The organism is Rhodanobacter glycinis (genome assembly GCF_006438785.1).
Classification (GTDB): Bacteria; Pseudomonadota; Gammaproteobacteria; order Xanthomonadales; family Rhodanobacteraceae; genus Rhodanobacter; species Rhodanobacter glycinis_A.
The window spans coordinates 12823-27559 of sequence record NZ_RCZB01000003.1 but is presented as its reverse complement, the minus strand read 5'-3'; the positions used below and the strand labels follow the sequence as shown (position 1 = coordinate 27559).

At 64.1% G+C, this 14737-nt stretch carries 13 protein-coding genes; 7 read left to right on the top strand and 6 right to left on the bottom strand.

What is annotated here, in order from left to right:
- The first annotated feature begins 2 nt into the window (after positions 1-2).
- The 5 genes from EAH75_RS10705 (at position 3) to lpxC (ending at position 5622) form a co-directional block, all read left to right on the top strand.
- Complete coding sequence (locus tag EAH75_RS10705; protein WP_193557776.1) at positions 3-938, top strand: D-alanine--D-alanine ligase; 936 nt, start codon at positions 3-5, stop codon at positions 936-938.
- Entirely contained in the window at positions 935-1669 is a 735-nt protein-coding gene (locus EAH75_RS10700) for a cell division protein FtsQ/DivIB (protein WP_140649494.1), read from the top strand. The genes EAH75_RS10705 and EAH75_RS10700 overlap by 4 nt, the downstream gene beginning before the upstream one ends.
- 28 nt (positions 1670-1697) lie before the next feature.
- Positions 1698-2930 (top strand): cell division protein FtsA, encoded by a 1233-nt coding sequence (ftsA, locus tag EAH75_RS10695; protein ID WP_140805445.1) that lies wholly within the window; start codon positions 1698-1700, stop codon positions 2928-2930.
- Positions 2931-3060: 130 nt separating this feature from the next.
- A complete protein-coding gene (ftsZ, locus tag EAH75_RS10690) occupies positions 3061-4245 on the top strand; it encodes a cell division protein FtsZ (protein WP_140649498.1) in 1185 nt (394 codons plus the stop codon).
- A gap of 462 nt (positions 4246-4707) precedes the next feature.
- Positions 4708-5622 carry a UDP-3-O-acyl-N-acetylglucosamine deacetylase gene (lpxC, locus tag EAH75_RS10685; RefSeq protein ID WP_113723383.1) on the top strand — a complete coding sequence of 305 codons (915 nt, stop codon included), beginning with the start codon at positions 4708-4710 and terminating at the stop codon, positions 5620-5622.
- 231 nt (positions 5623-5853) lie between these two features.
- Here the strand turns inward: lpxC and EAH75_RS10680 are convergent, their stop codons facing one another.
- On the bottom strand, positions 5854-6336 hold the full coding sequence (locus tag EAH75_RS10680) for a DciA family protein (protein ID WP_140649500.1): 483 nt from the start codon (positions 6334-6336) through the stop codon (positions 5854-5856).
- A gap of 27 nt (positions 6337-6363) precedes the next feature.
- On the opposite strand from EAH75_RS10680, the gene EAH75_RS10675 reads away from it, so the two are divergent.
- Positions 6364-7293 carry a M23 family metallopeptidase gene (locus tag EAH75_RS10675; RefSeq protein WP_140649502.1) on the top strand — a complete coding sequence of 310 codons (930 nt, stop codon included), beginning with the start codon at positions 6364-6366 and terminating at the stop codon, positions 7291-7293.
- Positions 7294-7475: 182 nt separating this feature from the next.
- Complete coding sequence (gene secA, locus EAH75_RS10670) at positions 7476-10205, top strand: preprotein translocase subunit SecA (protein WP_140805443.1); 2730 nt, start codon at positions 7476-7478, stop codon at positions 10203-10205.
- A 60-nt stretch (positions 10206-10265) separates the two neighbouring features.
- Here the strand turns inward: secA and EAH75_RS10665 are convergent, their stop codons facing one another.
- From EAH75_RS10665 to EAH75_RS10645, 5 genes are all read right to left on the bottom strand, one after another.
- Positions 10266-11117: a symmetrical bis(5'-nucleosyl)-tetraphosphatase gene (locus EAH75_RS10665; protein WP_140649507.1), complete on the bottom strand. Its 852-nt coding sequence runs from the start codon at positions 11115-11117 to the stop codon at positions 10266-10268.
- 15 nt (positions 11118-11132) lie between these two features.
- Positions 11133-11516 carry a Co2+/Mg2+ efflux protein ApaG gene (gene apaG, locus EAH75_RS10660; protein ID WP_140649509.1) on the bottom strand — a complete coding sequence of 128 codons (384 nt, stop codon included), beginning with the start codon at positions 11514-11516 and terminating at the stop codon, positions 11133-11135.
- A 67-nt stretch (positions 11517-11583) separates the two neighbouring features.
- Positions 11584-12372, bottom strand: a complete 789-nt coding sequence (rsmA, locus tag EAH75_RS10655) for a 16S rRNA (adenine(1518)-N(6)/adenine(1519)-N(6))-dimethyltransferase RsmA (RefSeq protein WP_140649512.1) — start codon at positions 12370-12372, stop codon at positions 11584-11586.
- On the bottom strand, positions 12369-13358 hold the full coding sequence (gene pdxA / locus EAH75_RS10650; protein WP_140649513.1) for a 4-hydroxythreonine-4-phosphate dehydrogenase PdxA: 990 nt from the start codon (positions 13356-13358) through the stop codon (positions 12369-12371). The genes rsmA and pdxA overlap by 4 nt, the downstream gene beginning before the upstream one ends.
- A 15-nt stretch (positions 13359-13373) precedes the next feature.
- Positions 13374-14717, bottom strand: a complete 1344-nt coding sequence (locus EAH75_RS10645) for a peptidylprolyl isomerase (protein ID WP_140649514.1) — start codon at positions 14715-14717, stop codon at positions 13374-13376.
- Positions 14718-14737: the final 20 nt, after the last annotated feature.

The window sequence follows — 14737 nt, the reverse complement described above, 5'->3', positions numbered from 1 at the left end:
GCATGAAAATTACAGACCCCGCCCAGTTCGGTCGCGTCGCCGTGGTGATGGGCGGCAGCTCGGCCGAGCGTGAAGTGTCGCTTGATTCGGGCCGCAACGTGCTGGCCGCGCTGCAGGCGCGCGGCATCGATGCGCACGCGATCGACGGCATTCCCGCGCTGCTCGACGCGCTGCGCGCTGGTCACTTCGCACGCGTGTTCAACATCCTGCACGGTCAGCATGGCGGCGGTGAGGACGGCGTGCTGCAGGGCGCGCTGGAATCGCTCAACGTGCCTTACACCGGTTCGGGCGTGCTCGGTTCCGCGCTGTCGATGGACAAGACGCGCTCCAAGCGCGTGTGGCAGTCGCTGGGCCTGTCGACGCCGAAGTTCGTGGCCTTGCCGCGCGGCGCGGATGTGCACGCGGCGGCGCGCCAGGTCGGTTTTCCGTTGATCGTGAAGCCGGCTTGCGAAGGCTCCAGTGTCGGCGTGACCCGCGTGTTCGCAGAGAAGGATCTGGATGAGGCGGTCAAGCTGGCCGCGAAATATCCGGGCGACCTGCTGATGGAAACGTTGATCGAGGGCGACGAACTCACGGTCGCGATCCTCGGTCGACAGGTGTTGCCCAGCATCCACATCGTGCCGAAGGCGGCGTTCTACGACTACAACGCGAAATACGTGGCCGAGGACACCCAGTACATCTGCCCCGGCCTTGAAGGTGTGGCGGGTGAGGAATTGGGAGCACTGTCGCTGGCGGCGTTCGACGCGCTGGGCTGCGCCGGCTGGGGCCGAGTCGACGTGATGCGTGATCACGCCGGCTGCAACTGGCTGCTGGAGGTGAACACCGCGCCGGGCATGACCTCGCACTCGCTGGTGCCGAAGGCGGCCGCGGTGGCCGGCATCGATTACCAGGAGCTGTGCTGGCGCGTGCTCGAAACCAGTTTCCGGGAGGGTGCATGAAGGGCACCGTCCGCCTCGTTGCCTGGTGTCTGGCCATCGCGCTGGTCGCGCTACCGATCGTGGGCGTGCTGCGCGGATGGTTCGCGGCCGGCCGCTGGCCGGTGACCCGGCTGACCGTGCAGGCCGAGTTCAAGCATGTGAGTGCGGACGAGATTCGCGCTGCCGTGCGGCCGCGGCTGGGCAAGGGTTTCTTCGCGCTGGATCTCGATGCCGTGCAGAAATCCGTCGCCGCGTTGCCGTGGGTGGAGTCGGCCGAGGCGCGCAAGCGCTGGCCGGATACCTTGCAGTTGCGCATCTACGAGCGTCAGCCGTTCGCGCGCTGGAACGACAAGCAATTGATCAGCCGGCAGGGGCTGGTGTTCGACGCGCCGGGTGCCACTGATATCAGCGCGCTGCCGGGCCTGCACGGGCCGGATGCGCGGCTGGCCGAGGTGGTGAGCTTCTATGCGGAGACCCGCAAGGCATTCGCCGGCACCCATCTGCAGATCACCGGGGTGGCGCTGACCGAGCGTGGCAGCTGGAGTGTCAGCACCGCCAACGGCGCGCAGATCGTGATCGGTGATCGCGATCAGGCCGGGCGCCGGCTGCACCGCTTTCTCGATGTCTACCCACAGTTGATCGCCGGACACACCGACGGTTTCGCCTACGCCGATCTTCGCTACACCAACGGATTTGCCGTGCGCTGGCCACAAGCGGCCGCCGCCAACGCTGGAGGTTCGCCCCGCTCATGAAGACGATCTGCCTATTGAAGGCCGCGCTATGAAACCGCGCAACGACAAGCAATTGGTGGTGGGGCTCGATATCGGCACCTCGAAAGTGGTGGCGATCGTCGGCGAGTACGAGCCGGGTGAACCGATCACGATCATCGGCATCGGCACTCACGTGTCGCGCGGCATGAAGCGCGGCTCGGTGGTCGACATCGAATCGACCGTGCACTCGATCCAGCGCGCAGTGGAAGAAGCCGAACTGATGGCCGGCTGCGACATCCGCTCGGTCTACGCGTCGATCTCCGGCAGCCATCTGGAAACGCGCAACTCGCATGGCAACGCGGCGATCCGCGATCGCGAAGTGACTGCCGGCGATCTGGAGCAGGTGCTGGAAGCGGCCAGCGCCGTGGCGATCCCGGCCGACCGCAAGGTGCTTTACAAGGAGTCGCAGGAATATCGTATCGACGGCCAGGACGGTATCCGCTCGCCCGTGGGCATGAGCGGCGTGCGGCTGGAGGCGAACGTGCATCTGGTCACCGGCGCGGCGGCGGCGGTGCAGAACATCACCAAGTGCATCCAGCGCTGCGGCCTCACCGTGGACGAGCTGGTGCCATCGGCGCTGGCCAGCGCCAAGGCGGTGCTGACCGATGACGAGCGTGAGTTGGGCGTGTGCCTGGTCGACATCGGCGCCGGTACCACCGACATTGCGATCTATACGCAAGGCTCGATCCGCTACACCGCCTCGTTGCCGGTCGGCGGCGACCAGGTCACCAGCGACATCGCCTACGGCGTACACACGCCGACCGCGCATGCGGAGGAAATCAAGATCAAGTACGCCTGCGCGCAGACCGGATTGGCGCACGCCGAGGAAACCATTCAGGTGCCCAGCGTGGGTGATCGTCCGCCGCGCCGGCTGGCGCGGCAATCGCTGGCGCAGTCGGTGCAGGCGCGCTACGAGGAAATTTTCGAAATGGTGCAGGACCAGCTGCGCCGCTCCGGCTACGAGAGCCTGGTCGCGGCCGGCGTGGTGCTGACTGGTGGCGCTTCGAAGATGGAAGGCGCGCTGGAACTGGCCGAGGAGATTTTCCACAAGATGGTGCGCATCGGCGTGCCGCAGCAGATCGATGGCCTCGGTGAAGTGGTCTCCAGTCCGCTGCATGCCACCGGGGTGGGCTTGCTATTGCACGGTTCACGCGCCGGCGGCACGCGTATCGGTGGATCGGCCGGCGGCAGCGTAGGTGGCCTGGTCGGCAAGTTGCGCAACTGGCTCACCAGGAATTTCTGAGGCCGTACAACATCTTTCAAGGTGGCGCAGGAGGCGCAGCCACGGGCAGAAGGAGATCAGCCCACCACCATGGACCGACAGGAGTCGCGTTCCCTGGTTACAACGACAACAACTCTACGGAGGACGGGAAATGTTTGAACTGATCGATAAACTCGCACCCAATGCAGTCATCAAGGTAATCGGCGTGGGCGGCGGCGGCGGCAATGCCGTGGCGCACATGCTCAATGCCAACATCGAAGGCGTCGAATTCATCGTCGCCAACACCGACGCGCAGGCGATGACCAGCTGCGGCTCGCGCACCCACTTGCAACTGGGTGGCAACGTGACCAAGGGCCTCGGCGCCGGTGCCAATCCCGAGGTCGGCCGGCAGGCCGCGCTGGAGGACCGCGAACGCATCGAAGCGATGCTGGAAGGCGCCGACATGGTGTTCATCACCTGCGGCATGGGCGGCGGCACCGGTACCGGCGCGGCGCCGGTGGTGGCGCAACTGGCCAAGGAGAAGGGCATCCTCACCGTGGCGGTGGTGACCAAGCCGTTCCCGTTCGAGGGTCGCCGACGCATGCAGGTGGCGTTGAAGGGCATCGAGGATCTGTCCCAGCACGTCGACTCGCTGATCACCGTGCCGAACGAGAAGCTGCTCAGCGTGCTTGGCCGCGATGTGACCTTGCTGAACGCGTTCAAGGCCGCCAACGACGTGCTGCAGGGCGCCGTGCAGGGCATCGCCGACCTGATCACCGCCCCCGGCCTGATCAACGTCGACTTTGCCGACGTGCGCACCGTGATGTCCGAAATGGGCCTGGCGATGATGGGCTCGGGCACCGCCCGCGGCGACGACCGCGCTCAGGCGGCGGCCGAGGCGGCGATCAAGAACCCGCTGCTGGAGGACGTCAACCTCAATGGCGCCTGCGGTATCCTGGTCAACGTCACCGCCGGTCCGAATCTGACCATGCGCGAGTTTGACGAGATCGGCCGGATCATCCACGATTTCGCCAGCGAAGACGCCACTGTGGTGATCGGCACCTCGCTTGATCCGGAGATGAAGGACGATGTGCGCGTCACCGTCGTGGCCACCGGCCTCAACCGTGCCAATGCCTCGCGCCAGCAGCCGCCGATCCGCATGGTCGAAACGCAGCAGATGCGTCCGCGGCCAGTCGTGCTGCGCACCGGCACCGGCAATGAAGTGGTCGACTATGCGCAGCCGGAGATGAGCATCAGCAGCCACAGCCGCGCAGAACCTGCTGCATCGGCGAAAAATGCGGAGCCGGGCTTCGATTATCTCGACATTCCGGCGTTTCTGCGACGCCAGGCAGATTGATCCCGCCCGGCTGGCAAGTTAAGGAGATGCGAAAATATTGAACGAACGCCCGTTAGGCGGGTCACTCTTCCTGCGTGCCCATGCCGGCTGTCCACAGCTAGGGTTGGTACCGCCGTTACCGGGTCATGGCAGCGCGGAGCGTGTGGATTGATCTGGGCCGGGCAACCGTTCGTAGGTGTAGCAGCACAGACTGTGCGTCGGGATGGCGCACGGCTAGTCGCCACGGGTTCGCCCGTTTCGGCCAGCCCGATGCCCCGTGCCGGATTCCCGTCCCAGGCACGGGGCATCGTGTCGATTCGCCGGATTGTCGGGAGCAACGGCAGCGGATGCCCATCGCTTTCAAGGATGAAAGAAACATGAAGGCTTAATCAGACTGTACGGTACGGTTTGCTTTTATCACAGGTTAAAACTGTGTTAGCATCCGCCCCTGATTGGCTGCTGCCTACACAGGTACCAACAACAATGATCAAGCAGCGTACGCTTAAAAACATCATCCGCGCGACCGGCGTCGGCCTGCATACGGGCGACAAGGTGTACATGACCTTGCGTCCCGCGGCACCGAATACCGGCATCGTTTTCCGTCGTACGGATCTCGATCCGCCGGTGGACATTCGTGCCCGCCAGGACAATGTCGGTGATACCCGGCTGTCGACCACGCTGGTCAACGGCGACGCCCGCGTCTCCACCGTCGAGCATCTGCTCTCGGCGATGGCCGGCCTGGGTATCGACAATGCCTATGTGGACCTCTCCGCACCGGAAGTACCGATCATGGACGGCAGCGCCGGTCCGTTCGTCTTCCTGCTGCAGTCCGCCGGCATCGAAGAGCAGAACGTGGCCAAGCGCTTCATCCGCATCAAGAAGCCGGTGAAGGTGCAGGAAGGCGACAAGTGGGCCAGTTTCGATCCGTTCGAGGGCTTCAAGGTCGGCTTCTCGATCGACTTCAACCACCCGATCATCAGCAAGCGTACCTCGCGCGCGGAGATCGATTTCTCCACCACGTCCTTCGTCAAGGAAGTAAGCCGGGCCCGTACGTTCGGCTTCATGCGCGACATCGAGATGCTGCGCGAGCACAACCTGGCGCTCGGTGGCTCGATGGACAACGCCGTGGTGCTGGACGACTACCGCGTGCTGAATGAGGACGGCCTGCGTTACGAGGACGAATTCGTCAAGCACAAGATCCTCGACGCGATCGGCGACCTGTATCTGCTCGGGCACAGCCTGATCGGCGCCTACCATGCCCACAAGTCGGGCCATGAGCTCAACAACAAGCTGCTGCGCACGCTGATGGCCGATGCATCGGCGTGGGAAGAGGTCAGCTACCAGGACGATCCGGCGACCTCACCGATCTCCTATGCGCATCCCGCTCAGGCGATCTGACCCCGTACCTGTTCGCCGCCCGCACGCAACATTCAAATAAAACGGCCATGTCGGGAGACATGGCCGTTTTTTGTGATGAATAGCCCATTTTGCCTGCGCTGGGGTTCACGTCCCGATGACATTGCCGGCTACCACTTAACCCGGTGCATGCTATAAACCCAACTTCGCGGCATGATCCGACGAGGGCAACAAAGGTGTTCCGGCATATGCAGGCTGGGCATCCGGCGGACTTCAGTCCGCTTCGGGTACGGCGGAATCAGCGGTTTCGGCGAGGGACGCCAGCTCAAGGAACAGCACCCGCATTTCGGGGTCTGTGAATGACGCGGCAGCGGCCCGGAGATGGGTGGCGGCGGCAGGCGAAAGCGGTTTTGACCGATCCGGCGCTGTTGCAACCGGTGGATGGGGGACCACTTTCACGGTGACTGAACTGGCGCAGGTGCCGATGGCATGTGCGGTGGCAAGGATATGTGTCTGCATCAAGCGCAGGCGCGAGGCCCATGCCGGTGAAGACGCCAGGAAGACGAGGCGGTCGTTGCGCAGGTTGGCGAATCTAACCTGCTCGCGCAACGGCGATGGCAACGTCTGGCGCAGTGCGCGATCCAGCGCTTCCAGCGCGCTGGCCTTTTTGGCCAGCGTCGCGAAGGAGCCGCATTCGGCAAGGGACTTTGGTCCGTTGCCCATGCGGCGGGAAGTGGCCGGGGCGGCGCGTTGCATGGTGCCGGAATTCGATTTTGGAAACACATGCAAATCATACTCGTATCACGTGCGCGGAAATTGCCGAAAACGCTGGATCTGGCGGATCGGCGCTTGCGCCTGAAGTTGCTGTCGGTGTTGTCCGTGGCGGTAGTGGGGTGCATGGGTGCGGGAGTGGCGCTGGCGCTGATGGTGGCCAGCCCGCGTGATCGAGCGCTGGCGCAGATACGCGACCTGCAGCAACAGATCCGTCAACAGGACGCCCAGTTGGGTAGCGTGCGCCAGGACGCTCAGCGCGGAATCGATGCATTGGCGGTGAAACTGGGACAGCTGCAGGCGCAATCCATCCGGCTCAATGCCCTGGGAGAGCGACTGGCCCAGGTTGGCAAGCTCGATGATGGCGAGTTCAATTTCGATCAGCAGCCGGCCGTGGGCGGCGTCGAGGATGTCGGCGGCAGTGCGTATGCCCTGCCTTCGACGCTGGACGGCAGCATCAAGCTGCTGACCAGTCAGTTCAATCTGCAGCAGGTTCAGTTGTCGGCGTTGCAGAGCCTGCTGCTGGATGCCAAGATCGAGTCCAACCTGAAGCCGACCGGGATGCCCGTGCCCGGCTATATCTCATCGTATTTCGGCGTGCGCCCCGATCCGTTCGACGGCCGCTCGGCGCGGCATACCGGGATCGACATAGCAACCCCGTTTGGCACCGCGGTGCAAGCCGTGGCCGAGGGCATGGTGACGTTTGCAGGCACCCGCAGCGGCTATGGCAATGTGGTCGAGATCGATCACGGGAATGGCTACATGACCCGCTATGCGCACAACAGCGCACTGGACGTGCACCCGGGGCAACATGTGCAGGTGGGAGATGTGCTGGCTCAAGCCGGTTCCACCGGCCGTTCGACCGGGTCACATGTGCATTTCGAGGTCTGGTACGACGGCCGCGTGGTCAATCCGCTGGCTTTTGTGCGCAACCACCGGTAACGCTCCGCCCTTCCGGCTGGACGTCCCTTGAATCCGACCCTGGCCGGCGCCATTCAGAATGGTCGGACCGGCATGCGCCGATGGACCGGGCCCTGTGGGGCCGTGCGTTCGCAGGCATGTAGTAATATGCCCGATTGGCCCGTGTCTATTGCGGGCATTCTGTTCCCCAACCCGGAAGATCGATGTTCAATCGTGCCCTGACGAGCCTGTTTGGTAGCCGCAACGAGCGCGTATTGCGCCAGCTTTCCCGAGCTGTTTCCCGCATCAACGCGCTGGAGGCGGAGTACGAAAAGCTTGGTGATGACGCGTTGCGCGGCAAGACCGATGAGTTCAAGCAACGGGTTGCCGATGGCGAGTCACTGGAGAAGCTGCTGCCGGAAGCATTCGCGGTGGTGCGCGAGGCGGCCAAGCGCACGCTGGGCATGCGCCATTACGACGTGCAGATGATCGGCGGCATGGTGCTGCATCAGGGCAAGATCGCCGAGATGCGTACGGGCGAAGGCAAGACCCTGGTGGCTACGCTGCCGGTCTACCTCAATGCGCTCACGGGCAAGGGTGTGCACGTTGTCACCGTCAACGATTACCTGGCACGACGAGATTCCGCCCAGATGGGCAAGCTGTACAGTTTTCTCGGCCTGAACGTGGGTGTGGTGTATCCGGGCATGGATCACGCCGACAAGCATGAAGCCTATGCAGCCGACATTACCTACGGCACCAACAACGAATTCGGTTTCGACTATCTGCGCGACAACATGGCGTTGAGCAAGGAGCAGCGCTACCAGCGCGGCCTGCACTACGCGATTGTCGACGAGGTCGACTCGATCCTGATCGACGAGGCGCGCACGCCGCTGATCATTTCCGGTCCGGCCGAGGATTCGCCGCAGCTGTACCTCGCGGTAAACAAGATCGTGCCGCGAATGATCCGGCAGGCTGAAGAAGACGGCGACGGCGATTATTGGGTCGACGAAAAGCAGAAGCAGGTACACCTGTCCGAGGCGGGCATGCAGCACGCCGATGAGCTGCTGCGCGAAGTTGGCGTGATCGAACAGGACAGCGGTCTGTACGACTCGAAGAACCTCGCGGTGGTGCATCACCTCAACGCAGCCTTGCGTGCCAACGGCATCTACCAGCGCGATGTGGATTACATCGTGCGCGACGGCGAGGTGATCATCGTCGACGAATTCACCGGCCGCACGCTGGCCGGCCGGCGCTGGTCCGACGGCTTGCATCAGGCGGTCGAGGCGAAGGAAGGCGTGCCGATCCAGCGCGAAAACCAGACGCTGGCGACGGTGACGTTCCAGAACCTGTTCCGCATGTACAAGAAGCTGGCCGGCATGACCGGCACGGCCGATACCGAGGCGTTCGAGTTCCAGAGCATCTACGGCCTGGAAGTGGTGGTGATCCCCACCCACAAGCCGATGATCCGGGTGGACAACTCGGACATGATCTTCCTCGCGCAGGATCCGAAATACCGCTCGGTGATCGAGGACATCAAGGATTGCCACAAGCGCGGCCAGCCGGTGCTGGTCGGTACCACCTCGATCGAGGTGTCGGAGCTGCTTTCGGGCATGCTGACCAAGGCCAATGTCGCGCACGAAGTGCTCAACGCCAAGCAGCACGAGCGTGAGGCGCACATCGTGGCGCAGGCTGGCGCACCCGGCCAGGTCACCATCGCCACCAACATGGCCGGCCGTGGCACCGATATCGTGCTCGGCGGCAGTCTGGAAGTGGCCTTGGCGGCATTGCCGGAAGATGCCAGCGAGATCGATCGCCAGCGCGTCAAGGCCGAGTGGAAAAAGCTGCACGAACAGGTGCTTGCCGCCGGCGGCCTGCACATCATCGGCACCGAGCGGCACGAATCGCGACGTATCGACAACCAGCTGCGTGGTCGTTCCGGCCGCCAGGGCGATCCGGGCTCCTCGCGTTTCTACCTGTCGCTGGAAGACAACCTGCTGCGCATCTTCGGCGGCGAAGGCCTGGTGCGCTGGATGAAGCGCTTCGGCATGAAGGACGATGACGCGCTGGAAGATCGCATGATCAGTCGGCAGATCGAGAAGGCCCAGCGCAAGGTCGAGCAGCACAACTTCGACATCCGCAAGCACCTGCTCGAATTCGACGACGTCGCCAACGATCAGCGCAAGGTGATCTATCGCCAGCGCGACGAGCTGCTCGAGGGTGATGACGTATCCGCCACCGTCGCCGACATCCGCGAGGATGTGGTGCAGACCATGGTTCGTGCCTACATCCCTGCCGAGAGCATCGACGAGCAGTGGGATCTGGCCGGCCTCGATCGCGAGCTGGAAAGCGAATTCGGCCTGTCGCTGGAGCTGAAGCACTGGATCGAGCAGCAGCACGAGATCGACGCCGAGATGATCCTCGCGCACGTGCGCAATGCGGTGAACGAACTGTTCCAGGCGAAGGAGACCCAGATCGGCGCCGACACCATGCGTCAGCTGGAAAAACACATCATGCTGACGGTGGTGGACAACGCCTGGAAGGATCACCTGTCGAACATGGATTACCTGCGCCAGGGCATCTATCTGGTCGGCTATGCACAGCAGGATCCGAAGCAGGCATTCAAGCGCGAGTCGTTCAAACTGTTCTCCGACATGCTCGGCCGGATCAAGACCGAGGTGGTGCAGATGCTGGCGCGGATTCGCATTCGCAGCGAAGAGGAAGTCGCTGCGATGGAGGCCGAGCAGCAGCGTCTGGCGGAGCGTCTACAGAAGCAGATGCTGGCGACTGGCGGCGGTGCGCCGCCGGCCGGCGCGTTCGGCGACGAGGCAGAGCTCGCTGGCATGCGCCTGGCGCAGTCGTCGGCGCAGCACGAGGGCCCCAAGGTCGGTCGCAACGAGCCGTGTCCGTGCGGTTCGGGCAAGAAGTACAAGCACTGCCACGGCCAGCTGGCCTGAGCCTGCGGGCAGGCAGTCATGAAAAACCCCGCCGCGGCGGGGTTTTTCATGCGCGGTGAATCAGTCCTCGACGCCCGGCGGTCGCTTGCGATGCGGCTCGGCGTTGACCGTGATGTACTGCGGCTCTTCGCCGTCCAGCCGCAGCGCGGTGAGTTGCCCGCCCCATACGCAGCCGGTATCGATCGCATGCACGCCGAGCCCGGCAAAGCGTCCCAGCGCCGACCAGTGGCCACAGACGATGCGGATATCGCGCCGGCGCATGCCGGGCACTTCAAACCACGGGTACAGCCCGGGCTTCTGTGTCCCGGGAATGTCCTTGGCATCGAAGTCGATACGCCCATTGACGTCGCAATAGCGCATCCGGGTCATCGTGTTGATCGTGGCGCGCTGGCGATCCAGTCCCTGCAAACGGCTCGACCACACCGCGGGGCGGTTGCCGAACAGGTTGCGCAGCAAGCGCGGATGACGCGGGCTGGACAGCTCACGCTCGACATCCTCGGCGGATCTCTGGGCCTGCCGCAACGTCCACATCGGCGCCAGGCCAGCATGCACCATGGTCCAGTTGAGTTGTTCGTCGTGGTGCAGCAACTTCTGCGAGCGCAGCCATTCGAACAGCACCGGTGCGTCGTCGGCGAACAGCACTTCGCGCAGCTCGGGATTCACCCGCGCCTGCGCATCGGGCCTGCGCTGGGCGATCGCCAGCAGGCTCAGGTCATGATTGCCGAGTGTGACGATGCTTTGTTCGCGCAGGCTGTGGATCAGCCGCAGCGTCTCCAGTGACTGGCCGCCGCGGTTGACCAGGTCGCCGCAGAACCACAGTTGGTCCTGCGCCGGATCGAAGCGCAGCTTGTCGAGCAGGCGTTGCAGTTCAGGGTAGCAGCCCTGCACGTCGCCGATCGCGTACGTAGCCATGTCAGAGCAGGGCCATCAGTGCAGCGTGCGCGGAATGGACAGGGTAAAGGTCGGAATGGGCGCCTCGAACTCCGTACCGTCGTCGGCCAGCATCTGGTAGCTGCCGCCCATGGTGCCGACCGGCGTTTCCAGCACCGTACCCGAGGTGTATTCGTAATCGTCGCCGGGGCGCATCCACGGTTGTTCGCCGACCACGCCGTCGCCGGTCACTTCCTCCACCTTGCCGTTGGCGTCGGTAATCATCCAGTGACGGGTGAGTAGACGTGCCGGCATCTCGCCAGCATTGCGCAGCGTGACGGTGTAGGCGAAAACGTAGCGATTGTCACCGGGCTTCGATTGATCGGGGACGAAGCGTGTTTCGACCTGCACATCGATCGTGTAGGAAGATTTTTCAGTCATGCCCGGATTGTAAGGCCTGCCGCTGCGAATGGGGCGGAGCGGCCGTGATCGGAGCGCATCTTCGTCATCAAAGACTGCTGTAGACCTTAGCCAGGCGCACGAAGTCGGCTGGAGCGAGCGTTTCGGCGCGGGCCTTGGGGTCGACATCGGCGCGGCGGATCGCATCGCTGTCGAGCAACTGCTTCAGCGCGTTGGCCAGTGTCTTGCGCCGCTGGCCGAAGGCGGCCTTGACCACCGCATAGACATGCTCGGGCCGCGCGTCGTGCAGTTCGTGTGACCCCAGAGGCACCAACCGCACCACCGCGGACTCCACTTTCGGCGGCGGCCGGAACGCTTCCGGCGGCACGTTGAACAGCGGCTCGACCCGGCAGGCCAGCTGCAGCATCACGGATAGCCGTCCATACACCTTGCTGCCCGGCTCGGCGGCCATCCGGTCGACCACTTCCTTCTGCAACATGAAGTGCATGTCCTGGATCGCTGCCGCGTGCTCGACGCAGTGGAACAGGATCGGGCTGGAGATGTAGTAGGGCAGGTTGCCGGCGATGCGCAACCGCGGCACGCCGTGGCTGTGCGCCAGGGCACTGAAATCCACCTTCAGCACGTCGGCATGGATGATGTGTAATTCACCCACGCTGGCGGCTCGCGCCTGCAGGCCGGGGATCAGATCGGTATCCAGTTCGATCGCGGTGAGCTTGCCGGCGGCGGCCAGCAGCGGCAGCGTCAGCGCGCCTTCACCAGGACCGATCTCGACCACGAAATCCTCGGCCCGTGGCGCCACTGCGCTGACGATGCGTTCGATGTAGCGGCGGTCGTGCAGGAAGTGCTGGCCGAAGCTTTTCTTGGGGCGGGCGTTCATGCGGAAGCCTTGCTGCGTGCGACAAGATCCATGGCCATGCACGCTGCCGCGATCAGGCTGGCAGGGTCGGCCTGGCCGGTGCCGGCCAGATCCAGCGCGGTGCCGTGATCGACCGAGGTACGGATGAACGGCAGGCCGAGGGTGAGGTTGACGGTGCGGTCGAACGCCTCGCTCTTCAGCACCGGCAACGCCTGATCGTGATACATCGCCAGCACGGCATCGTAATGGTGACGCAGGGCCGGAACGAACGCCGTATCGGCAGGCACCGGACCGAGCAGGTGCATGCCCTCGCCGCGCAGCACATCCAGTGCCGGGATCAGTGTGTCGATTTCCTCGCGACCCAGGTATCCGCTTTCGCCAGCGTGTGGATTGAGGCCCAACACGGCGATGCGCGGTTCGGCGATGCCGAACTTGCGACGCAGTTCGGCATGCACGATGCGTAGCGTGCGGGTCAACGCTTCGGTCGTGATGGCGGCCGATACCGCGGCCAGCGGCAGGTGCGTGGTGACCAGCGCCACGCGCAGTTCCGGGCTGGCCAGCATCATTACCACGTCGGCATGGGCGCGTTCGGCGAAGAACTCGGTGTGCCCGCTGAAGGGGATGCCGGCATCGTTGATCGAGGACTTCTGCAAGGGTGCGGTGACCACCGCGTCGTAGCGACCGGCGATGCAGCCATCGGCCGCTTCGGTCAGCGTGTCCAGTACGTGGCGGGCATTGCGCGGGTCGGGTCGACCAGGTACTTCGTCGACCGCCAGCGGCGTGTGCCGCAAACGCAACGTGCCGGGCTGGCGCTCGGTCTGCACGCTGCCATCGTCGTCGGTCAACTCGATGCGCAGTCCGCAGCGCATGGCGGCGCGCTCCAGCACGTGGCGATCGGCAATCGCGACCAGACTGGCCGCCAGCGAGGTGGCGGCCAGCCGGATCAACAATTCCGGACCGATGCCCGCTGGCTCACCGGCAGTGACCGCGAGCCGGGGCAGTGGCATGGTATTCAAATCAGCTTACGGCGAGGTGCCAGCGGCAGCCTGGGTGTCCGTATCGCGCAACTCGGGAACCAGGATGTTGATGTAGGCATTGGACCGAAGATCGCGCAGATAGTCGTCGTAGACCTGTTCGGACTTGCGCGTACCGATGGCCTGACGGGCCTGGTCGCGTTCGATCTGCACGGTCTGGTCGCTCTGACGTGAGCCGAGCCGCTGCAGGATGTGCCAGCCGGCTTCGCTCTGGAACGGCTGCGACACCTCGTTGTCCTTCAGCTGGCCCAGTTCCTTGCCGATGGTCGAACCCCATGCCTGCTGTGCGAACCAGCCCATGTCGCCGCCGAGATTGGCGGTGGTGTCGTCCTTGGAGTTCTCCTTCGCCAGGGTAGCGAAGTCTTCATGCTTGTTGACGATGCGGTTGTACAGGTCGCGCGCTTTCTGCTCGGCCTGCGTCGCTGATACCAGCTCGCTCGGCTTGATCAGGATCTGCCGTGCATGCAGCTCGGTGACCACCTTGCGGCTGCTCTGACGCTGGTCGATCAGCTTGAGGATGTGGAAGCCGGTCGGGCCGCGCAGCGCCGGGCTGACTTCGCCGGGCTTCATCGAGGCGATGGTGTCGGCGAAGGCGGGCGGAATCTCGTCCATCCGGCGCCAGCCGAGGTCGCCGCCTTCCAGTGCGTCGGACGCATCGGAAAAGCGGATCGCTGCGGCGTTGAAATCCATGCCGCCCTTGATGGCGGCAATCGCCTGCTCGGCCTTGGCCTGACTGGTCTGGATCGCGGCGGCGTCGGCACCACCGGGAATGCTTATCTGGATATGCCCCAGGTGCACTTCGCCGGCCTTGTAGGTCGGGCTGCTGAGCAGGTTGTCGATCTCGCTGTCGGTGATCGACACCGAGTCCTGGACCACACTCTGATGCAGGCGCTGCACGATGAGCTGGTCGCCCAGCTGCCGGCGGAACGACGCAAAGCTGGAGCCGCTGCGCTCCACTTCGGCGCGCAGCTGCTCGGGAGTGAGCTTGTTCTGCTCGGCCACACCCGCGATCGCCTGGTCAATGTCGGCGTCGGAGATGCGGATGTTCTGATCCTGCGCCTTCTGCACCTGCAATCGCATGAGTACCAGGCGGTTGAGCACCTGCTGCTGCAGCACGTTCATCGGCGGCAACTGTTCGGTGTGCCCGGCATATTGCTGTTGTACCGACACCACGGCGTCGTTCAGTTCGCTCTGCAGGATCACGTCCTCGTTAACGACGGCCACGATCCTGTCCAGCGGCTGGCTGGCCGGTGCGGCAGGCGCCAGTATCTGGGCGTGGGCGGGGAGCATGATCGCGAGCGCGAGCAGGAGAGATGCAAAGGATTGCTTCATCGATGGAAAGCCTGAATCGC

Bases quoted from the DNA above. Each gene is read 5' to 3' on its own strand.
- pdxA (WP_140649513.1), bottom strand. From the start codon at position 13,358: ATGCCACTGCCCCGGCTCGCGGTCACTGCCGGTGAGCCAGCGGGCATC.
- secA (WP_140805443.1), top strand. From the start codon at position 7,476: ATGTTCAATCGTGCCCTGACGAGCCTGTTTGGTAGCCGCAACGAGCGC.
- EAH75_RS10705 (WP_193557776.1), top strand. From the start codon at position 3: ATGAAAATTACAGACCCCGCCCAGTTCGGTCGCGTCGCCGTGGTGATG.
- EAH75_RS10675 (WP_140649502.1), top strand. From the start codon at position 6,364: ATGCAAATCATACTCGTATCACGTGCGCGGAAATTGCCGAAAACGCTG.
- lpxC (WP_113723383.1), top strand. From the start codon at position 4,708: ATGATCAAGCAGCGTACGCTTAAAAACATCATCCGCGCGACCGGCGTC.
- EAH75_RS10680 (WP_140649500.1), bottom strand. From the start codon at position 6,336: ATGCAACGCGCCGCCCCGGCCACTTCCCGCCGCATGGGCAACGGACCA.
- EAH75_RS10665 (WP_140649507.1), bottom strand. From the start codon at position 11,117: ATGGCTACGTACGCGATCGGCGACGTGCAGGGCTGCTACCCTGAACTG.
- EAH75_RS10645 (WP_140649514.1), bottom strand. From the start codon at position 14,717: ATGAAGCAATCCTTTGCATCTCTCCTGCTCGCGCTCGCGATCATGCTC.
- rsmA (WP_140649512.1), bottom strand. From the start codon at position 12,372: ATGAACGCCCGCCCCAAGAAAAGCTTCGGCCAGCACTTCCTGCACGAC.
- ftsA (WP_140805445.1), top strand. From the start codon at position 1,698: ATGAAACCGCGCAACGACAAGCAATTGGTGGTGGGGCTCGATATCGGC.
- ftsZ (WP_140649498.1), top strand. From the start codon at position 3,061: ATGTTTGAACTGATCGATAAACTCGCACCCAATGCAGTCATCAAGGTA.
- apaG (WP_140649509.1), bottom strand. From the start codon at position 11,516: ATGACTGAAAAATCTTCCTACACGATCGATGTGCAGGTCGAAACACGC.
- EAH75_RS10700 (WP_140649494.1), top strand. From the start codon at position 935: ATGAAGGGCACCGTCCGCCTCGTTGCCTGGTGTCTGGCCATCGCGCTG.